The sequence below is a fragment of the Lacipirellulaceae bacterium genome (assembly GCA_040218535.1).
Taxonomy (GTDB): domain Bacteria; phylum Planctomycetota; class Planctomycetia; order Pirellulales; family Lacipirellulaceae; genus Adhaeretor.
Genome location: JAVJRG010000001.1, coordinates 1 through 19818, shown reverse-complemented (window position 1 = coordinate 19818; position 19818 = coordinate 1). Strand labels below are relative to the sequence as shown.

Genomic DNA, 19818 nt, shown 5'->3' with positions numbered 1-19818 from the left:
CTGCCGCGGTGGCTTTTTTTAGGTATTGGGCGTTTGACTTACTCATTCAAGATATTAATCTACGCCCTTGCCGTATGCACTTCAGGTGTAACCGCTGAAGTGTGCTCAGTGATGACGTCCTGAGCCGGTCAGAGCTGCCGCGGTCAATGTCTGAACTGGCGCGAATTGCTTCAATCAAAGATGCTGAGGTCGTTTTCACCGCCTTCATTTTGAGTGAAGCGTTCGAGCCAACGGTTGGTCCAACCGCCGCGGATTAGCGACTTTCCTAAGTGGCCGAGGTGGGGCGAGCATCGGCGAGCACGTCCCGTCTTGTACATTCCGGCCTGCAAGGAAATTGCCTTCTCCATAGGCTATCTCGGTGCGAAGCGGCACACTTTCCCCCAAATGGTCGTGGCTTGCCACGCTGGCAGGTAAGATAGCCCAAGCCTGCTTGGGAGAGCGGCAGGCTTTCTATGGGCGGTGTACTCTTCGCGGTAAAGTGTTTGCGATTCTACGGCTGCGGTTTATCGGCTTTGACTCAGCCCTGAGCGGCACGATCAACCTCGCTTCGCAATTTCCCACGATCACTGCCGCCCTCACGATCATCGACGGGCCTGGTCGACCGCACGCCTCCGCCGCATGAGGCTTACCAGTTTCCCTTGGCAGCTTCCTTTGCGATCTCAATGTCGAGGGCCTGATCAGCTACCGTCTTCTTCAGCCGAGCATTATATTCCTGCTAGGCCCTAAGTTCTTTCGCAATCTCAGGAGCCATTGCGCCATACTTCTGTCGCCATCGATAGTAAGTCTGCTCAGTGATCTCCAGCAGCATACAGAGCTCGGATACCTTATTCTCTTGCCGAGTTCTACATCAGCCGGACGGGGCTTCGAAATGATCTGATCAGTCGTATGTCGTTTCTGTTTCATCGTGAAAGTCCATTCTGTTCATTGCCCAGTAATTTCTCTTTATCTTACCGGTACCATACTAGTGGAGGTGTCAATTTGGGTGACATCCCACCCAAATGAGTGGTTTGAAACAAAAACCTACAACTGTGCGAGATAAGCTCAGGTAGAGTAGGATAGTCCAAAGCGTTCACCACTTTCGATGCGAATTCAATGGAATTAGCTCTTTCTCCTACAGTAACTTGGTCGTTGGTCGTAGGCGCGTCGTTCCTGCTCGCGGCTCTGGCCTACGGCCCGATCAAGTCTTTACCGATCTCAATGCCTCTCTGTTATTTGGCGATCGGTATCGGGATTGGCCCGTGGGGCCTGAAACTCATCGAGCTTGATTTCTTGGAAGATTCGAAACTCGTCGAAGTACTTGCTGAGATAGCCGTCTTAGTCTGTCTTCTCACGTCAGGTCTGAAGCTTCCTCCACTAGGTCAACTCTTTCGCGCAACCGCTGTTCCGCTCGCTACTGCAGGCATGGTGGTTACGATTGTTGGAATTGCAATTGCTGGCTACTACGGCATGGGATTACCTATAGGTGCTGCTATACTTCTCGGGGCCGTTCTAGCCCCTACAGACCCTGTTTTAGCAGGGGAAGTCCAAGTCAATAGCAATGAGGACACTGACCGACTGCGTTATTCCCTTACCGGAGAGGCCGGATTGAATGATGGAGCGGCATTTCCGTTTATCATGCTAGGCCTGGGTCTGCTAGGAGTCCATGATCTTGGAGCATTAGCGTGGAAGTGGCTTGCGGTTGACTTACTCTATGCAACCATTGCTGGAACTTTGACGGGCTGGATAGCCGGGTATGGCGTAAGCCGACTAGCCGTCTACGTAAAACGTAAATCAGAGCGGCCCGCAACGTGCGAAGAGCTTTTGACTCTAGGACTCATCGGAGTGAGCTACGGCTGCGCGATGGCTATCGGCTCGTACGGTTTTTTATCAGTCTTCGCTGCTGGAGTCGCTCTTCGTCACTATGCGAGGGAAGATGATTCAGACGATCACCCTGAAGAAACACTGCGAGATGTTGCTTCAATTAACGGACAGTTTGAACGCATTCTCGAAGCCGCCATGGTAGTGCTCACCGGAGTGCTTCTTGCATCAGCTTGGTCGTTACCCAGCGATTGGTGGATTGCTTTGCTGCTATTTGTGGTCGTCCGACCTCTCGCAGTAACTGTTGCTCTAGCAAAAAGTGATGCGACTTGGTTTCAAAAGTCGTTAGTTGCTTTCTTTGGCCTTCGTGGAGTCGGATCGCTCTATTATCTCAGCTATGCGATCGGGAAGATGCAGTCGGACGAGTTGAGTCAGAGACTGAGCGAAATCGTTCTCACTACTATTGTTCTATCGATCGTTCTGCATACGACTACGTCCTCGATCATTCTAAGTTTCTATAACGAAAGCAATCGACAAAAAGGCGATCCCGCGGCCTAAGCTTTCTAACTTAGTGCTGCATAGAAAACTAGCATCGCCTAGAACACCGATATGACTAAACCTAACAGAGATTCAACTCTACAAAGTTTGTGCCATGGACAGCAACCGCTGACTGCCAGGCTCGAGCAGTGGATGCTTCGAGTGCTGAACGAACCTGATCTCTTAACACATGCGATCGAAGAATTGGGATCTCCCTTAAACTTGATCCACCCTGAGCTCCTCAAACGAAACATTCAGCGTCTCGAAGCTATCGCTGGAAGTCGTCACCTCGACTTTCGGGTCTATTTCGCAAGGAAGGCAAATAAGTGCTTAGCTTTTGTTGATGCTGCAAATGACGTGGGCAGCGGTATCGATGTTGCTAGCCTTGCCGAGTTGCAGCAATGTCTAGCACGCGGCGTTGCTGCTGATCAACTCATTCTGACTGCTGCAATTAAGAATCGTCGACTGGTTGAAGAGGCTATTAGTCACGGCGTGTGCATAGCCGTCGACAACTCAAGTGAAGTGGAGCTCATTCAAGATGTGTGCCAACTACTACAGAGGGAAGCACGAGTTGCGATGCGGCTAAGCGGATTCGAGTTTAGAGGCCAGCCGCTTATTTCAAGATTCGGCGTTGATGTGAGCGACGCGTTGCCATTCGCTTTGCGGCACTTTCAAGGTGGTAGTGCTTCTGGCAAATTACACCTCGAAGGATTGCATTTTCATCTCGATGGGTACGAGAGAGATCACCGTGTTGCTGCACTTCTTCAGTCACTTCAAATCTGCGATCTGTTGCGTGAGGAGGGATTTGCTATCCAGTTCATCGATATCGGTGGTGGATTCCCGATGTCCTATTTGGACATTGAATCGCAGTGGACACGGTTTTGGGATGCACACAACCAGGCGCTCCTTGGATTAAGTGACCCTGTCACGTATAGAAACCATGCTTTAGGTTTACGAGTTGAGGCGGACAGCATCCGAGGCGAAGCGAATGTTTACCCCTACTATCAAAGACCCACCGCTGAGCAATGGTTTGCCGAATTGCTGGATGCTCCTGCAGATGTGCTTGAGGCAAGAAACATGGCGGAAGCGATTTCGCATCGTCAGTTACAGTTACGATGCGAGCCGGGACGGAGCTTGTTGGATGGCGGCGGGATGACAGCGGCGCGTGTTTGTTATGTGAAGCAACATCCGCAAGGCCACCATCTGATAGGGCTGGAAATGAACAGCACTCAGTGTCGAACCGGCAGTGATGATTTTCTTGTTGATCCACTATTGGTGAGAAACACGAAGTCGAAGAATAGCGAACCTTGCTCCGGGTTTCTCACAGGTGCCTATTGCACGGAAAGTGAACTACTGACGCTCCGACGTCTTGAGTTTCCACTAGGTGTCGATGTCGGGGACACAATCGTTTGGCCAAATACAGCAGGGTATTTCATGCATTTTCGCGAAAGCCGGTCGCATCAGTTTCAACTGGCGAAGAATGTCGTATGCGACGAGGGTAGTAATTACTTAATCGACCCGATCGACTTACCCCGCTGAGCTATCGTCTCTCGACGCATGAATGTCTCTGCAACACGATTCGATTCCTCAGCTTAGACACTTGAGCGAACACCCCGCAAGAAGTCTTCGTGCAATTCAACTGACTCGTCAGTTGCGTGCAAGACAGAAACATCGCCCGTTGTTTCTAGAACTACAGCTCGAATCTGCTCGTAGTTGCAGGCGTTTGCTTCTCTCAGCTTGGCGAATAAATCTTCGCGAGTCACATTGGCAACACGTAAATTCTGTTCAATAATTTCGCTGCCTCTCATCAATAGCAGGGGCTCGTTATCGGTTGCTTTGGCGCACCAATTAGTTGCTTGACGCAAGTAAGAAAGTGCCCCATGCACGAGATAGACACAAGCTAAGGAACAAAGCCCCGTCACAAGCGAAGGCTGTGGGCTGGAGATAGTCGCTCCCAGAAGAGAGCCGATGGCCACAGTCGTTGCAAAGTCAGTGGCTGACATTTTGGCGAAGCTGCGGAGCCCAAATATGCGTGTGAGCAAGATAATCACCGCGTAGGCAACTACCGTACTAAGTGCGACCATCAAAAGTTCAATAGGCGACGCATTAATCCATTTCTCAATCACTCTAGCCCCCTTTAGTAAATCGGTATAAACGAGATTCTTTAGAAAATCCTCCTGAATCTATTTCGAAGATTTCTCTTGCAAGTTGTTTCTCAAGCCATTGCTCGACGCCTGCGCGTTTCTTCATTGCACGATCCGATTTTGTGGGCACCCAGCCGTAGATTGGTACCTCGCGGTAGCCGCGTCGACTGAGGCCAAAACCCCAGAGAATTCCTCCGTAGGTGGCCGGATCACGTCCGTCCAGACTTAGGCGATCATTAAAGTAGCAGGCCACCTGCCAAGCTTCCTGAGGAGTCGGAAGCCATTTGATCAGTTGCTTCACCCAATACATTCGGAGGTTGTTATGCATCCAGCCGTCGAGAAGAAATTGTCGCTGTGCAACATTCCAAACCTCGTCGTCAGTATGACCGTGAAGAAGTTCCGCGATTGAGTACAGTTTTTCTCGAGGATCGTCTGCATGTATTTCAAGTGATTCGCGGGCCCAGTTGGGAATGCGATCGTAGCTCGCAGGGGCTTTGCTGTGGCGACAAAGGTGGTAGTGATACTCTCGCCAAGTGAGAAGCTCGTCAAGGAATTTCCAGCGTGCCGCCGAGTGCAATTCAGCCCGCTGGACTGCCCGAGCGACCTCCCTGGAGCCGAGGACGCCAAAGTGCATATAGGGCGAGAGCCTGGTGGTCGAGTCCACAAGTGCGGGATTGTTGCGAGTCCATTTGTAACGTGGAATGATGTTCTCAAGCGCGTACTCAAGTCGCTGGATGGCTGCTTTCCGGCTACCCGGGAACCACGGTGCTGGCGGCAAATCCGTATCTACTTCGCAACGCTTAATAAGCGTATCCAAACGACGCGACGAAAAGCTCTCAATCGCATCATGCTCGAAGCAAAGCTTGCCCGTGAACTTACGAACTTCCGGCTTTAAGTCGCACGCGGCTTCAAGGGCAGGTTCGCGTAGTGGCTTGTGAGCAGCACGGAAGCCTTTCGTTGTCGTGACCTTTGGTGAGATCAGGCTCATTGGCACGGCGCAAGCAGCATCGACAGTAAACATGGCAAGAGGTATTTTTCTCGCTACACTCTCGGCTTGGCGGCGAGCGACAAAAGTTGGCACATCATCGGTAACAAGACATGCGGCATCCTCAGCCAATCGGTAGACGAGTACTGGTTCGACCTTGGCTGGTCTGCGAACGTAACGACAGAAACGTAGTCGGCGTTTCTTCAGATCGCTTTCGAAGCTCTGAGAAGCTTCCAAAATAAAGCGATGAAACCGATGAGAGGCGTAAGGATAACGATTGTCGAGGCCATGATAGACGACCACGGGCAATTTTTGCTCGTTTCCGATCGCAATGGCGACATCGAGTGCTGGGTTGTCGTAACCTCGCAAAGACTGCTGAATCCAGCAGAGCACATACTTACGATCACGCCGCAGGTGTCGCTTGTTAAGTCGGCGTGTCCTTCGTCGAAGATCTTTGGAAGGTAACTTCATGGACTTCGAGAGCTCACCTGCTCGATTTCTTCCGACGGCGTGAGTTGGGAGGTTTCCGAGAACCATGCTCTTGCAAAACTCGCTCGGCTAGCTCTTTGGTTTTGGGATCACGGCGAATCGCATAGTAGTCGGCTCGCATTTCGCTCGTGCTTGCTTTCCAATTGACGACTGGCGAATGGTAGTTCTTCATCGGATCATCCTGATGAGCGATGATCTTTGCGGGATTTACGCCGCGCAGTTCGGGAATCCAGCGTTTGATGAACTTAGCACGCGGGTCGTGATCAGCGATCTGTTTGGCTGGGTTGTAGGTCCGAAGTGAATTAATTCCTACAACGCCAGCCTGCATCTGAAGCTGAGCGAGGTGAATTCCTGGCTCGTAGTCGGCCCACCAGCGAGCCATCGGCCACATGATCTGTTGCCAGTTTAGTCTGAGTGCGTGGCAGGCCACTGAGGTGATCATGCACCGCATGCGAAAATTTAGAAAACCGGTCGTCTGGGCGCAACGAATGCACGCATCAACTAAAGGAAAGCCGGTCTCACCATGACACCAACGGGCGAGCCGCTTCTTTTCCTTTGAAAAGGTAAGTTTCTCGTAGGCTCGGTTTATTGGATGGAACTCAAGCGTCGGTTCAGTCTCAAGCCGCTGGATAAAGTGATCTCGCCAGTGCAACCGCGAGCGGAAAGCGTTGAGCGATCGTCTCCACTTGCCTGCGTCTGGGTGGTCCCAAGATTTCAACTCGGCCATGCGTTTTTCATTGGCTGCGTAGACTTCGCGGCCAGTGATGGTTCCCCAAGCCAGATGCACGGACAATCGAGAGCTTGCATCAAAGGCGGTGTTCGGTGAGCTGATCCCTCCGCTGTAGGCGAGCCCACGAGCGTGCAAGAAGTCATCCATAGTCTCGCGTGCATGACTTTCTGTCACACGCTGCCTGTAGCGTTGCTGCGAGGCAGTAAGCTTGAAACCAAACGCCGCTAGAGAGGGTCGACGACAGGCACTGTCTCGAAGCTTCATCACCTTCGGGGGTACCGATATCAATCCTAGGGCTTTTTCGCTGGGGACTGGCAAGGGTCCGTCGTCCATCCATTCACGCCACCGCTGAGATCTTCGATCGCGGTCCTTCAGCCTGCGAAAGACGGCCGTTTGCATCGGTTCATACCACGTGACCCCCTGTTCGCGGCACCAGAGAGACACGTCACAGTCACGTTGGTAGGTGCGGTCGCTTCCAATCTCCTCATGACTCACGAGTTCCGAGATGTTGACAAGCCTGTGCAGTTTCTTGAGGACCTCGACGACTTCGCCTCGGAGCAGGACGAGGTCGCCACCGCATTCACGCAGCTTCGCTCTCAGTTCCTTCAGTCCATCGAGCCAAGCCGCAACGTGAAACGCCGAAGTTTCCGGAGCCTTGAGGGCAGACGGCTCGAAGATGAAAACCGGTATCACCGGTTGCCCCATTCCCAACGCATACGCCAGAGCCGGATTATCGCCCAGGCGGAAGTCTTTCTTGATCCACCACACAATTGATTGAGGTTCACTCATGATTGTGAATCAGACGCTGATTTTTGCCTAGCAAGCCATGGCATTAGTTGAATTCTAAATGCGGCAGAACTCTTCGGAACAGATCCTCATCTTGAGTCAACTCTGCTTTCGGCTTCGATTTTACTGAACCGACTTTGTCCAGCAAATCATAAAACTGACCCGCTTCTGCCGTGGAAAGGAGCCCAGGGTGAATATAGCTACTGCGGCATACAGCTTTGGTATTACCAAGTTCGTCAGCGGCCGTAGCGACAGCTTGATTGATTGCCTTTTTCAACTCGGTCGTCGTCAAGTCTTTCTCTACTTCTTTCAATTGTGAGAGAGCGATAACACTTCCCGACCAAGTTCGGAAGTCCTTCGCTGTGACTGCTTCGTCAGTCACCTCCTTAAGGTACTCATTTACCTGAGTCGATTCGACGGAGCGCAGTTCTCCCTCACGATCGCGATAGCAGAATAGATACTGGCCATCGAGCTCCTCACATTGCTGGACAACCTTTGCTATCTTCTTGTCGGAGAATTCGACGCTTCTCTGTTTGCCACTCTTCGCAGGAAAGTCGAGCGATACGCTGAACTCCTCGATCTCAACATGATTTGAAGCAAGTGTTGTTGCCCCCCGACTGCCTCGCTCTTGGGTGTATCGCTCATTGCCGACACGCAAATGAGCCTTGTCGAGAAGCCTTACCACGGCTGCAAGTACCCGTTCTCTAGACAACGCTTTGGCTGTGAGGTCTTTCCTGACTCGCCGACGTATCCGCGGTAACAATTCAGCCATCAAATGCATTCGGTCAAACTTTGTTGCTGAGCTGATTGCTTGCCAACGCTCGTGGTAAATGTATTGAGGACGCCCTTGATCATCGACGCCGCGAGCAAGAATATGCCCATTCATCTTTGGGCAGATCCAAACTTCTTCCCAGGCGGGCGGTATGGCTAAACTTTGAATCCGCTCACGTGTTCTCTCTGAAGCGACTGTTTTGCCTGTGGTCGTCAAGTAGGTGAAACCATTACCGCAACGCCGTCGGCTTAAGCCTTTATCGAAGCTGTTGACGTAGAGTAGGCCTGCTTCTTTCGCACGTCGTTTTCCTTTAAGTTGCTTAGTTGGCATGCTGTAAGCTACCTTGGCTCATCGTATAGCATCCATTATCCAAATCCGGCCGTAGCTTTACTTCTCGCAGCATTAATTGAGCCCAGGATTTGGCCCACTGCTCGGGATGACCATGCAGTGTGCGGCTTAGTGTATCGTTACCGAGAACCCAGCCTTCGGTTGGCCGTCCAATACAGTACAGCCCTTTCGTTGGGGCTCCTGTGTTGCTCAGACATTGGCCTTCAGGCGTTATCTCGACGCCTTTCGCCCCACTCGCAAACCGCAAATGCCCTTCATGAGCAAGCTCAGCGAGTGGTCCTTCGCTCTGGGCGGTGTGAGGCGAGGGAATAGTTGCATCAAGCTCGATCCAAGCCTTACTATTCTTGCTGATAAAATGCGGTGATAGTCGATTGAGATTGAGTAGGTCGCATTCTTGTAGAGCGAGCATTTTCTCGACGTTAATTGCGGGAGGTCCGAAAGCGATTCGCTCCATAGTGACAGCTAGTTCCCGGAACGCTGGCCACTGCTCTGCTGGCAAGCTACCGTGGCTGACTGCTTCAACGATTGACGGATAGAGCTTCCGCCACGCTTCACCTACGCTCCACAACGGATCCGGCTCGCGATGCCCCTTGGCGATCTCGACCGCTCGTCGCATATCGCCGACTGCCCGTGCGGCACGATGTTTAAGAGCAACCGGACGAAAAGAGTTTTCAAAGTAAATCAGAGTCCGGCGTTTTAAACTTTTTTGACCTTTCAAGATTGAGCAAGCTTCAGTTGCCGCGTTAAGAACGATATTTTTGATGGCAGCCGTCGTAATAGTGTCTTTATCCAGCTGGCTAAGAATACTAGATGCTGAAGTCCAGACCTCGGACAATTTGGTTGTCGGTGACCAGCACGTTTCGTCGGTCTTGGCAAGAGTCGGAATGCCAGTTCGCGAATACGGTGCGATAATGGCGGGCTCTAATCCTGAAGCATGATATTTTAACTCGTCCAGTCCGCCCCGTGTGAAGCTACCGCCCCGACCTTCTGTAAGAGCAAGTGTTGCGTCAATCCATGTAAGAGCAAATCCTCGAATTCGCACTCGGCTAGCTGGTTTGATACGAGCTTCGCTTAACCAGTCGTCCGTCGGATAAACACGAAGCATTCCGCCAGCTTTTTCCACTCCAGAAAGGTGACCGTGCCCCGTGGTCAGCAAGACAGAATCATAGCTAAAATGCGAAATACTCCCTGAAGCTTCAGCAACCGATTTGATAGACCAAGCCGATTGCCTGCTCACTGAGGTGACTCGCGACCGAAGAAATCGTACCGTTACTGGTGATGGTGATTTGAGGAGGATTTGTTGCAAGCACCAAGTTAGGTACTCTCCAACGGTAGCTCGAGGTATGAATTTCTCCGCGCAAGCGTACTCAGGCCTAAAGACTGCTAGCCATTCGACGAGCGAAAGTTTGCCTGGCTTATCACGTTCAGTTTTGGACCAAGCGTTCACATACTTAGCCGCGTAGTTCATCAACAGATAGGCTGGTTGGGTCGGATCATAGACAACGCCTGCCCCTGGATATGTATGTGGCTCATAGACGTCAATGAGAACTCGCGGCGTTGCCTCCGACTCTGCCAATTCAGCAGCTAGACTCTCTAGGCAAAATAGCCCTTTAGGACCGAAACCCACGATCGCCAAACGCATTGTATCGCTGCTATCGACGCGCAGTTTCCTAATTGCACGAGTTGAATTCTGGTTTGGTTTTACCACGCTACACTCACCATTTCTGGTTTATACCCAGCGATCAAGCTGGCGAGGTTTTCTGGTGCACAGCCGAGAGTGGCCTCAACCCAGGAATCACTGTAAACGGTATCGAGATAGCTTCGCCCCGAATCGTGAAGAATGGCTACGCAAGTCGATCCGGCAAGTGCGTCAACCCGTTGCTCGATGGCAGCCAAGACCCCCCCGGCTGAACCACCTGCTAGAATCGCCTCACGCTGAACAAGCTTCCGACAACCAACGACACAGTCGAGATCGGTCACTCGGGTGACCTCGTCAAACTTTGCCGCAGCTGCCAGTTCCGATACCCGGCCAGCGCCCATTCCGGGAATTAGCCGTTCTCCAGGAAGACCACCGAATAATACGCTCCCAGCCGCGTCGACTGCCACAACTTTCGCAGAGCTCCCTATTTCTTTGAGAAAGTGTTGGCAACCTGATGCAGTTCCTGTGCTACTGGTAGCAACAAAAAGATAGTCGAGTCGACCGTCCAATGCGGAAAAAATTTCTCTAATTGTTCCGCGGGCATGCGATGTTGGATTAGCACGGTTGGCATATTGGTCTGGCCAGTAGGCATTGGGAATCGATTGCAACAACTGGCGTACTCGATTGACGCGTGCCACAAGGAAGTCACCCGTATCTGCGTCAGGTTGTTTCACGAGCTCGATACGAGTTCCATAAGCACGCATAATCGCCAGATTGTGTTCCTGTGCACGTGGATCGACAACGCAAATGAATGGCAGCCCGTAATAGCAACAGGCTTGAGCTAATCCAATGCCCATGTTGCCCGATGAACTTTCCACGATGGTGGACGATGCGGTGACATCACCCTTCTCAATCGCTTTACGCAACATGTAGAAGGCGGGGCGATCCTTCGCGCTGCTGCCCGGATTGGCATATTCGACCTTTGCGTGCAGCTCAACTGAGGCGTCTTGCAGATATCTTTTAAGGCGAATCAGTGGTGTGTCGCCAATGGTGCCCAGAACGTTCTCAGCGGGTCCTTTCACACTTGGAAGGCCAGTGAGTGTCTCGATTGGACTCAAAGAGGAGTGCGTTACCGTTCGATTTTCCTTAAATAGGATCATTCAGAGAACCTTTGTTCCGGGCAGTGTTGGCGACGGTTAGTCTCCTTAACTGCTTTGGCTGGTTTCGTAAGCTCGGTAAGTAACGTCACTGTCGTGTCCGCACTTTTCGCAGGGAGGTAGCTGATCACGCGGACCAGTAACCGTAACTCTAAACACACCACACTTTTGACAAACGAATTGCCCGGTGCCTGGGGACTCGGCGATTTTGTATTTCTTCTGCGACATGCTGAGCGACTCCTTGGAAGCGAAAAGATTACTGGCCGTAGATGAGAACACTATATGGAGCGATGCTGAACGAACCATTATACGCGAGCCCATCCCACTTCCCCTCGTCGGACTGAACATTATGTGTGGGGAACGCTTCAAAGTCCTCGCTGTAAACTTGGGCGTTACTGTCGAACAGCAGTCGCCACTCGCCTGGACGCACAAACCCTACGCGGTAATCTTCCCAACCGCGGTTTGAGAAATTAGCGATGATGACCGTGTCGTCACCGTGTCCACCATCTTTCCAGCGACGAAATGCAATGAGTTTTTCGGCATCGTTCACGTGATGCACTTCTATGCGTTGGCCTGTAAGCCCGGCAGTCTTACCTTCCCGATTAAGGCGCAGCTTAATCAGTTCTCGGTACATACCGACGATGCCCTGACATTCTTGCTCCTCTGTCCAATCGATTGGATTTGAATCGTCAAACCAATTACCACGGAGGAACTCCTGTCCTTGAAAAATCATTGGAATCCCAGGAGCGGTGAATACGAGGGCTGCTGCTAAAGTAGATCGCTTCTGTGCAAACCAACTATCCGGGTCAGCCTCATCTATTTCCGAGGGAACACGTTTTTTACCATTAGCGACCTCGTCGTGCGATTCGCTGTAGATGACACGCTCGAATGCATCCAGGTTATAACGATAGCAGAGGGCATCCTTGACGGCGTGCATCGATCGTTCCGCGTCATTAGGCGTGCTGACGACAGCTCGGATCGGATGCACAAACTTGGCATCCCATTGCGAACTAAAATTCGCACCGCCATGCTCCTCTGGCTTGGTAATGCCGTCGTTATTGCGGAGGTCTTCAGCGATGGTAATCGCGCGTGGATGCTTGCGATGGATGTCGCGATTGACCCACTGGGCCAGCGACCAGCCTTCAGGAATGGACCTCGACTCATCACCATCGACGGATCGCATATAGAGCGTCATGTCATAGCGAAGCCCGTCCATGTGAAATTCATCCATCCACATCATGGCATTGTTGTAGATAAACTGCCGAACTTCTCCGCGTCCGTAATCGGGCCGGGTGTCACCCCAGGGGGTTGTTGATCGCCAGTCGTTGTAGAAGTAGATTCCCCCCTTTCCATTTTCACCCCATCCATCGAACTGCCAGAGGTCGAGATCGCTCGGTCCAAAGTGGTTATAAACAACGTCCATGATGACGCCGATGCCATGCTGGTGAGCACTCTTGACTAATTGCTTTAGCGCACGAGGACCGCCGTAGGCACTTTCGACGGCGAAAATATGGGCCGGATTATAACCCCATGAAATATCGCCAGCGAATTCCGCCGAGGGCATGATCTGGATCGCATTGACGCCGAGCCCTGCTAAGTACTGAAGCTTGGCTTCAACATCCTCAAATTCACCGACATCTTCATCGGCAGGCCTGTTGAATGTGCCGACGTGCATCTCGTAGATGACTAACTCGTTCAACGTTGGAAGCTCGAAATCGTCGTCCCCCCAATCGAACGATGTATCGGAAATCACCCCATTCCCAACGGAATTTGTGACTTCTCTAGCATAGGGGTCGATACGGCTGAGCTTCTGTGTACCGTTGTGGATCAAGTAACGGTACTCTTGCCCGATCTCTGCGTCCTCGACCAGACACTGCCAGCTATCTCTGTCAGTGCGGTGCATTGGTGTCGCACCTTCTTGCCAGTTGTTAAAGTCCCCAATGACAGACACGGCCTCAGCATGCGGAGCCCAGACATGGAACGTGACGCCCTCTTCAACGACTGTACTTCCCAGCGGTGCCAACTCTCGATTGATGATTGTGCTTGCTTCACTCACTGTTTTTCTCCGACGCCTTTTCTTGTGACTGATTTTCTGTAGATATGGTTCGTGTACGAGTTTCTTCAAGCTGCCCCACAACAGCTAGCTCCCCGTAGAAGCTGACCTCCCCCAGACTCATGATTGCGTCGATGGCTAAGACTTCTTCCTCATAGCTTTTAATTAGCAAACGCGAAGTCTCACTTTTCTTAAGTGTATCCGCCATTCCTATCAGAAGATCGTAACCTGCAACACTGTAGTGCTTTATCCTCAGTAAAACTTCTAGTAGTGCTAAGTCTCGAAGTCTTTCTTTGTGTGTCTGATCTGCACGGATCTCTCCGGCGGCAACTATCGCAACGACGCTACGGCTTATGTGTCGACGAGGCGGTGTGTCGAGCCGAGTGAAAACACGCTCAAACCGAGCGATTCGCTCTTGTCCTTCGGCCTGAAATCTTTTGATCAAGGCTGCGAACCCGCGATGCTTTGTCTGGAAATAACCGTCGCCAAGCATTTCATCTAAACGGCACTCCGCGTCAAACAGCTCGTAAGCACTTTCACGACAGGTTGCTAACAGCTCGCTCCTTTCGATAGGTCTTCGGTCGAGGGCAGTCATAGATCCGGCGATCTCGCTAGCGAGAAAAAGGCGTGGTTGGGACCGCCGCACAAAAAAAGCCCGATCACGCAAAGGTCGTGACCGGGCTATCGTTGGCCGGATGCGGGAGCTGATCAGAGATCCCCGTTTGGAGGACTCACTAAGGGAGACCAACTACCAAACTGCCCTGATGTTAACGGTAGGAATGAATGTTGTCAAACATTATCCTGTTACCGCGGACTTGGCCCTCTCTCGGCAGGCAGTAGCTCACTTCGATATTTGTCCATAGAGATACAAACATAAATGAGCGAAGTTCAATTACCCACTAATCTTGATGTGGTGATCGCCCATTGCAGCGAGGAAACCCGTAATACGCTTTGCAATGGTGTCGGAGAACTGGGGCATCGAGTCCGTATTGTTTGCAACAGCAATCAAGCGCTGCTCGAGACTTGCCTCGATAGAGCGCCAGACTTGATCATTAGCGGAATCGACCTCGAAGACGGTGATACCGTTGATACCTTGATCGAAATCAGTGAGAAGGACCCAACGCCTGGCATCATTGTGACCCCGCAATCATCGTTGCTGAACGTCGAGGAGGCACTGAAAGATCACGTGATGGCTTATCTGGTTGAGCCGATTGATGAAGAGCAACTCAAGCCAACAATTTACCTCGTTGTTGAGCGTTTTAAACAATTCGAAGAACTCCACAAAGAAGTCGAAGTCCTAAAAGATGCGATGGCGGCTCGAAAAGTCATCGAGCGTGCCAAAGGCATCCTTATGAGTTCTCAAGACATCGACGAATCTGAAGCATTCAGGAGGCTACAGAAGCTTTCAACGACGAAACGCATGAAGATGGTTGCCGTGGCTGAAGCTGTGATTACAGCCGCTGAGCTTGATAAGCTTTAGGGTACCTCCTCTAACAGCCCTCATTGGTGAAGGTCCAACGGCGAAGCTCAGTCTGCCCTTCTGCCAAGTCACTTTCCAGCTGCTTGTCGCTGCTGTAACTCAATCTTTTGACCGAATGAACTTCGACAGCAACCTCGAAATCTTCGCAATCGAAGGGCCAAGGTTCCACATGCACGTAGTCTGATTCGCACTTCCAGATCTCGAAGCGGGTATCTGACCTATCAGTCATGATCTCCAGTCGACGCTCCATGGCCGGGAGATTTTCTCGACAGAGTATCAGCGAGCAGCGATCGCACCATCTAAGCAATTCGTAGGCCGTGTCGAGTACTTCGCAATCGATTCCAAGCTGCTTCAGCACTTTCTCACGATGCTGTTTCTCTTCTTCGATCAGATCGGTTAGCCGTTTAGCGGTTTCCTCGCCCTCGTAGAGAAATTCTACATGCTTCGAGATTAGTAGTCCCATCCACCGATGCTTCCGGTAGGCGTGTTCGATACGACGGCGAGACTCCTGATACCGTTCGTTCGCTGAGAATTCAAACAGTGTGAAATCTTTCGGAGCACCCGCATCGGTCACGTAGGTATCGTCACCAAACTCTTCTTTGAGATCGTCATGCTCAATAATCGAAGACAGGGTTTCCAGAGGGAACTTGATCTCCTTGGCTGCAATCATACGTCGTGCAAACTGGCCAGCGAGCAAGCCGTGCGAGCCCTGAAATATGATTTCCCAACCCTCTTCGACATTTCTAACTATCACAGCAAAAACTCAATTGCTCATAGGAAAAGCTGGCCTGCCAGCGTTTCGACCGCAACGGCAGACCAGTCTTCACCATCATTCCCCCAATCAGACGGCACTATTTCTCAGCGTAAGCATCTCGCAAGTCACGCACTTCGTCGTGCCCCGCCTTAACCTTGGCGTACTGAGCATGCAGCACGTCGCTTACGGCTGAACCAGGATTGTCCTTGAGGCATTCTTCGTATTGCTCCTTAATCTTGTCCTCTCCCTTTTCCGCCTCGCACAGTACGACGTGGGCGTCACCCCCGTTTAGCGCGGCACGCGCCTCCAGCCAGCAACGATGGACAGCAGCCATGATTGAGCCATCATCCTCCGCCTCGACGCCGCTAAATTCAACGATCTGCTTCAATTCTTCGACGTTTGCCGCTCTTTCCGACTCAAGTCGACGGAACAGCTTCTGTACTTTAGGATCGTCAATCGCTTCGGCCGCTTCCTCAAAGCCTTCACGACTATCGATGTTGACCTGAATCAACTGTTGAAGGTGTTCGACCGTTTCTTCGGTCAAGTTTGACGTGGCAGACATGTCTAGTACTCCTTCGAATAGATGAGTGGGCCGAATTGTAGAAGCTTCAGCCGCAGATGCTTCACCGAGAGGACTTATGCCTGACAGTCTCGTTTCTAACGCTCCTAGACTTCAACGTCAATTATGCGATTGCCTTTTCCTCGAAAGTAGGAGGCAGAGCGATCAAGACGAGCGAGAATGGGGCTGACTATCATTCAATATCAATTCGAAACTCGATTCTTGGGATTTTCCTTGACAATGATATCTAATCCGCTACGGTAAGTGCAGTGCGGCATAACGTGTCACACTTCTGAGCCTCGACAGAGCGGTCGCGGTTTCAGGTAGGCTACGCAGCCTGTTTCTTCCTGTGGGAAAAGAAACAGGCTTTTTTTATGCGCTGATTCAATTCGGGGTCGTGCAATTTGCGGAGTAGAGGAGGCTGCGTGAGGGAGGTATCAGGTCGGGCGAAATCCAGCAGTATCTGCTGGAAACTGGATTGAGCGTGCATACGGGCCGCTGCTCAATCTAACTATTTATTGCCCTGCCGAAGTTTGGAGAAATGAAGATGAGAAGTCTATTGATCACAGGGGCTTCGTGCTGCTTGCTAGCCGCGACAACAGTTGCGTCAGCACAACCAGCTGCGAATGCTGAACGTGCAGGCAACAGAGACATGAAGCTTAGCGAAGGAGAGCCCGTTAGGGCGAGTCAGTTGGTCGGTTTGAACATCACCAATGACGAAGATGAAACCGTTGGCGAAATCAACGATCTCGTTTTGGATGATGCCACGGGGAAAGTGAAATACGTTGCCCTGTCGGCTGGTGGGTTCCTAGGCATTGGCGACAAACTCTTCGCCATTCCGCTCGATGCGTTCCGCTGGAGCAAGAATAAAGACAACGAGTGGATTGGTACCCTCAATGTGCAAGAAGAAGACTTCGAGAATGTCGAAGGTTTCGACCAAGACAACTGGCCCAACATGGCTGATCGTCAATGGCGCACGAAACACTCCGACACTTTCCAAAACGTTCGCCAAGAGAATCGACGAGGTGACAAGCGTCGTGAAGATCGCGATCGCACAGAGCGAAGAAAGCTCGAGGAAGAAGCTTATCGACAAAAATCTGGACGCGGTGTCTATCGCGTCAGCCAGCTCATGGGCCTAAACATTGGAAACGGCAATGATGAAACTGTTGGCGAAATCAATGACTTGGTGTTTGGTGCTCGTCGTGGAAAAGCGCTCTACGTGGCTCTAGAAGCTGGAGGCACGCTTGGCATTGGAGATGGACTTTTCGCAGTCCCGTTCGATGCTTTTAACTTCCGCATGAAGGAAGGTAAGGAAGTGACAGCAACATTGAATGCGACGAAGCAGCAGTTCGAAAACGCGGAAGGTTTCGACACGGACAACTGGCCAAACATGGCTGATCAGAAGTGGAAAAATCGTAACGATCGCAGCTATGCTACGTTAGAACGATACGATCGCTATGATGGCGAGCAAAACGATTCGGAGAAGTAGGCTCTGAAAGGCCACGGAAGAGGCTTCGACAAGAGGTCGTGCCCTAAGGCCGCCTACTGAGACTTAGGCAATTGCCTAATTGCTTGGTAGGCGGTCTTCATGTGACTAAGATAGCGTCTATGACCTACTACTAACTCTTTTCATGATGGGATAATCAAAATGCGATATGGCTTGCTAGGCACTGTGCTTGTAATACTAATTCTGGCAGCAGTTATTAAGAATGTTGCCCTAGGCGGTCTAGGTGGTGTCATCCTGCTCATCTTAATCGTGCTGCTGCTGACTGGACGGCTATGAGCTTCATAGTGAAGAGACTATTGTTCATCTGTCAGTTACGCTCAATGGCAGTGGCGATATGTTCGTAGGCTTGTTGTATAACAATTTTGCCATACTTTCTCTGTAACTTTCGTACGGAGAAATGCGCCTCAGCGGTCTTTTGGTAGTGGTCTATAAACAGCGTATTCACCGTGCCTCCACCAATCGCGCCAAGGATTGGCACTGCTTGTGCGGCTGCTTTTTGTGAGACAACCACCCCGAACCGCGGAGCGATTCGAGCGATGAGTTTCGCTAGCAGCGAACTCGTTTCTAGTGAACCCCCTGCGGCTAGTGAACGCACTGCGATTGTCACTTGCTGGGCCAGCATGGCTCGAGTGGCGAAATAGCTGCTTCGAAACATCGACTCCTCGGCGATGCGTTCTTCATCGGCTTGACCTGAGCCCAACGCGAAGACCTCAAGGCAAGCCATGCGGGCTTCTTCAGTGCTCAGGTCTTCGCCGCGACTCGCGGCAATGTCGGCTATTGAACGCAGCATAACAACCGTCGTCGCGGGAATCTCAACCAGCAAAGCAGCCGTACCAAAGAAGCCACCTGCTGCTCCCAGACTCAGGGCTAGCAGTTTGTGTCCAACATTCGAGGTTGAGTCGTCGCCTCCGGTGCCGTGTGTCGCTAAGGCGATATCGTAAGCACGGCTCAAGACACCTTCAATCGTTCCTTCCAGTCGCTTCCTCAGCGGGCTTGGAAGTCGTCCCATCAGGGTCTCGACGGGCACTCCCAAAGTGGACGCCAACTTGTCCGCCCAACTTGAGGATTCCAGGTAACGAACTGCATCGTGAAGTAACTGCCAGTCTTGAGACTGGAGTGCGTCGATTTGCTGTAGTTCTTCAGTCATTTCGAACCGCTCTGTCTATGGAAATCAGCAACTCTGGTGCGTCACTAGATGGAAGTGGTGAGTGTAGGGAACGCGGATGACGGTAGATACCACGGTCAGGGAGACTTGCCGCCTATATGCTCCTTGCTAGAGCTGCACCTTGCTGTGTGACTCTTCGTCTAGCTCTGGGCGTTGGCCAGCCAGATAGGCTTTGCCAGCTTTGAAAAGATATTTTAATCCTTTAAGTCCCGACTGGTCCCAATACTCGCCCTCGGTCGCATCAATATGAATAAGTACTAAGTTGGGATCCTCCTTACCATCGGGAAACCAGACACGCCAGGCTTCGCTCCACAACTCGTCGAGCTTGGTCTGATCAGTAACAACACGTGCTTTTCCGCTGAGCGAAAGGAAGGTCCGACCATCACGGAGAGCAACACAAACGTGACTGTCATTGTCGATGTCGGTAACTTTACCCGTCTCCTTCGTTGTTACGAACCAAAGATCCGAGTCTGCGTCGCAACCGGCAATCTGCATCGGGCGACTGCGGATCTGGCCATCCGCAGATCGCGTGACAAGCATGCCTTGATCGAACTTCTTGAGAAGTGAATGGAAATTTTCGGCGGGAGAATCGTTCATGGAAACCTACCTCGACAGACGCTTTACTGGTGATATCACTAATGCATTCGCCGAGACAGGAGTCAAATAGTTTAGCCTCTTGAGGCAAGCTACGCGAGTCACATAAGCAGCTCTTTGGCCCCCGGTCAATGACGGGATGCCACCATACGGGATTCGTTGGAGGTTTGAATGTCGCTTTTGACCTTCCCCCGTTTTCAGTACCAGCCTAAGTGAGAGAATCGGGGTTACTGCAGCAGGCTTGCTGGAGTGAGGCCGTAGGCCGAACGGAAGCAAGCCTGCTGGCGGCGAATGCCGCTGGGGTCTGGTAATCCAATGCACT

At 51.6% G+C, this 19818-nt stretch carries 18 protein-coding genes; 5 read left to right on the top strand and 13 right to left on the bottom strand.

What is annotated here, in order from left to right; all coding sequences use genetic code 11:
* Positions 1 to 170: 170 nt before the first annotated feature.
* Positions 171 to 347, bottom strand: a complete 177-nt coding sequence (locus RIB44_00090) for a hypothetical protein (GenBank protein ID MEQ8614971.1) — start codon at positions 345 to 347, stop codon at positions 171 to 173.
* Between the two features lie 11 nt (positions 348 to 358).
* On the opposite strand from RIB44_00090, the gene RIB44_00085 reads away from it, so the two are divergent.
* The 3 genes from RIB44_00085 (at position 359) to RIB44_00075 (ending at position 3873) form a co-directional block, all read left to right on the top strand.
* Positions 359 to 622, top strand: a complete 264-nt coding sequence (locus tag RIB44_00085; GenBank protein ID MEQ8614970.1) for a hypothetical protein — start codon at positions 359 to 361, stop codon at positions 620 to 622.
* Between the two features lie 470 nt (positions 623 to 1092).
* Positions 1093 to 2355 carry a cation:proton antiporter gene (locus RIB44_00080; protein MEQ8614969.1) on the top strand — a complete coding sequence of 421 codons (1263 nt, stop codon included), beginning with the start codon at positions 1093 to 1095 and terminating at the stop codon, positions 2353 to 2355.
* Between the two features lie 132 nt (positions 2356 to 2487).
* Entirely contained in the window at positions 2488 to 3873 is a 1386-nt protein-coding gene (locus RIB44_00075; protein MEQ8614968.1) for a Y4yA family PLP-dependent enzyme, read from the top strand.
* A 53-nt stretch (positions 3874 to 3926) separates the two neighbouring features.
* Here RIB44_00075 and RIB44_00070 read toward each other — a convergent pair whose 3' ends face one another.
* The 8 genes from RIB44_00070 to RIB44_00035 all read right to left on the bottom strand — a co-directional run bounded on the left by RIB44_00070 (position 3927) and on the right by RIB44_00035 (position 14032).
* Positions 3927 to 4418: a DUF421 domain-containing protein gene (locus tag RIB44_00070; GenBank protein MEQ8614967.1), complete on the bottom strand. Its 492-nt coding sequence runs from the start codon at positions 4416 to 4418 to the stop codon at positions 3927 to 3929.
* A gap of 43 nt (positions 4419 to 4461) precedes the next feature.
* Complete coding sequence (locus tag RIB44_00065) at positions 4462 to 5934, bottom strand: deoxyribodipyrimidine photo-lyase (GenBank protein MEQ8614966.1); 1473 nt, start codon at positions 5932 to 5934, stop codon at positions 4462 to 4464.
* 13 nt (positions 5935 to 5947) lie between these two features.
* A complete protein-coding gene (locus tag RIB44_00060; protein MEQ8614965.1) occupies positions 5948 to 7471 on the bottom strand; it encodes an FAD-binding domain-containing protein in 1524 nt (507 codons plus the stop codon).
* A gap of 43 nt (positions 7472 to 7514) precedes the next feature.
* The gene (locus RIB44_00055) at positions 7515 to 8570 is read right to left on the bottom strand and encodes a hypothetical protein (GenBank protein ID MEQ8614964.1); all 1056 of its coding nucleotides are present in this window, start codon (positions 8568 to 8570) and stop codon (positions 7515 to 7517) included.
* On the bottom strand, positions 8560 to 9204 hold the full coding sequence (locus RIB44_00050) for a hypothetical protein (protein MEQ8614963.1): 645 nt from the start codon (positions 9202 to 9204) through the stop codon (positions 8560 to 8562). The genes RIB44_00055 and RIB44_00050 overlap by 11 nt, the downstream gene beginning before the upstream one ends.
* Before the next feature lie 1085 nt (positions 9205 to 10289).
* A complete protein-coding gene (sbnA, locus tag RIB44_00045) occupies positions 10290 to 11309 on the bottom strand; it encodes a 2,3-diaminopropionate biosynthesis protein SbnA (GenBank protein ID MEQ8614962.1) in 1020 nt (339 codons plus the stop codon).
* A 331-nt stretch (positions 11310 to 11640) separates the two neighbouring features.
* Positions 11641 to 13440 carry an alpha-amylase family glycosyl hydrolase gene (locus tag RIB44_00040; protein MEQ8614961.1) on the bottom strand — a complete coding sequence of 600 codons (1800 nt, stop codon included), beginning with the start codon at positions 13438 to 13440 and terminating at the stop codon, positions 11641 to 11643.
* Positions 13433 to 14032, bottom strand: coding sequence for a DUF892 family protein (locus tag RIB44_00035; protein ID MEQ8614960.1), 600 nt, complete (start codon positions 14030 to 14032; stop codon positions 13433 to 13435). The genes RIB44_00040 and RIB44_00035 overlap by 8 nt, the downstream gene beginning before the upstream one ends.
* Positions 14033 to 14314: 282 nt before the next feature.
* On the opposite strand from RIB44_00035, the gene RIB44_00030 reads away from it, so the two are divergent.
* Entirely contained in the window at positions 14315 to 14917 is a 603-nt protein-coding gene (locus tag RIB44_00030) for an ANTAR domain-containing protein (GenBank protein ID MEQ8614959.1), read from the top strand.
* A gap of 10 nt (positions 14918 to 14927) precedes the next feature.
* Here RIB44_00030 and RIB44_00025 read toward each other — a convergent pair whose 3' ends face one another.
* Together RIB44_00025 and RIB44_00020 are read right to left on the bottom strand one after the other, a co-directional pair.
* Positions 14928 to 15671, bottom strand: coding sequence for a DUF3891 family protein (locus RIB44_00025; GenBank protein MEQ8614958.1), 744 nt, complete (start codon positions 15669 to 15671; stop codon positions 14928 to 14930).
* A gap of 97 nt (positions 15672 to 15768) precedes the next feature.
* Positions 15769 to 16233, bottom strand: coding sequence for a PA2169 family four-helix-bundle protein (locus tag RIB44_00020; protein MEQ8614957.1), 465 nt, complete (start codon positions 16231 to 16233; stop codon positions 15769 to 15771).
* 649 nt (positions 16234 to 16882) lie between these two features.
* On the opposite strand from RIB44_00020, the gene RIB44_00015 reads away from it, so the two are divergent.
* A complete protein-coding gene (locus RIB44_00015) occupies positions 16883 to 17719 on the top strand; it encodes a PRC-barrel domain-containing protein (GenBank protein MEQ8614956.1) in 837 nt (278 codons plus the stop codon).
* A gap of 325 nt (positions 17720 to 18044) precedes the next feature.
* Here RIB44_00015 and RIB44_00010 read toward each other — a convergent pair whose 3' ends face one another.
* Complete coding sequence (locus tag RIB44_00010; protein MEQ8614955.1) at positions 18045 to 18884, bottom strand: EcsC family protein; 840 nt, start codon at positions 18882 to 18884, stop codon at positions 18045 to 18047.
* Positions 18885 to 19010: 126 nt separating this feature from the next.
* On the bottom strand, positions 19011 to 19499 hold the full coding sequence (locus RIB44_00005) for a pyridoxamine 5'-phosphate oxidase family protein (protein ID MEQ8614954.1): 489 nt from the start codon (positions 19497 to 19499) through the stop codon (positions 19011 to 19013).
* Positions 19500 to 19818: the final 319 nt, after the last annotated feature.

Excerpts from the sequence above, each read along its gene's own strand:
- RIB44_00090 (MEQ8614971.1), bottom strand. The coding sequence starts at position 347 with ATGGAGAAGGCAATTTCCTTGCAGGCCGGAATGTACAAGACGGGACGT.
- RIB44_00080 (MEQ8614969.1), top strand. The coding sequence starts at position 1,093 with ATGGAATTAGCTCTTTCTCCTACAGTAACTTGGTCGTTGGTCGTAGGC.
- RIB44_00075 (MEQ8614968.1), top strand. The coding sequence starts at position 2,488 with ATGCTTCGAGTGCTGAACGAACCTGATCTCTTAACACATGCGATCGAA.
- RIB44_00070 (MEQ8614967.1), bottom strand. The coding sequence starts at position 4,418 with ATGGTCGCACTTAGTACGGTAGTTGCCTACGCGGTGATTATCTTGCTC.
- RIB44_00065 (MEQ8614966.1), bottom strand. The coding sequence starts at position 5,934 with ATGAAGTTACCTTCCAAAGATCTTCGACGAAGGACACGCCGACTTAAC.
- RIB44_00060 (MEQ8614965.1), bottom strand. The coding sequence starts at position 7,471 with ATGAGTGAACCTCAATCAATTGTGTGGTGGATCAAGAAAGACTTCCGC.
- RIB44_00055 (MEQ8614964.1), bottom strand. The coding sequence starts at position 8,570 with ATGCCAACTAAGCAACTTAAAGGAAAACGACGTGCGAAAGAAGCAGGC.
- RIB44_00050 (MEQ8614963.1), bottom strand. The coding sequence starts at position 9,204 with ATGCGACGAGCGGTCGAGATCGCCAAGGGGCATCGCGAGCCGGATCCG.
- RIB44_00035 (MEQ8614960.1), bottom strand. The coding sequence starts at position 14,032 with ATGACTGCCCTCGACCGAAGACCTATCGAAAGGAGCGAGCTGTTAGCA.
- RIB44_00030 (MEQ8614959.1), top strand. The coding sequence starts at position 14,315 with ATGAGCGAAGTTCAATTACCCACTAATCTTGATGTGGTGATCGCCCAT.
- RIB44_00020 (MEQ8614957.1), bottom strand. The coding sequence starts at position 16,233 with ATGTCTGCCACGTCAAACTTGACCGAAGAAACGGTCGAACACCTTCAA.
- RIB44_00015 (MEQ8614956.1), top strand. The coding sequence starts at position 16,883 with ATGAAGCTTAGCGAAGGAGAGCCCGTTAGGGCGAGTCAGTTGGTCGGT.
- RIB44_00010 (MEQ8614955.1), bottom strand. The coding sequence starts at position 18,884 with ATGACTGAAGAACTACAGCAAATCGACGCACTCCAGTCTCAAGACTGG.
- RIB44_00005 (MEQ8614954.1), bottom strand. The coding sequence starts at position 19,499 with ATGAACGATTCTCCCGCCGAAAATTTCCATTCACTTCTCAAGAAGTTC.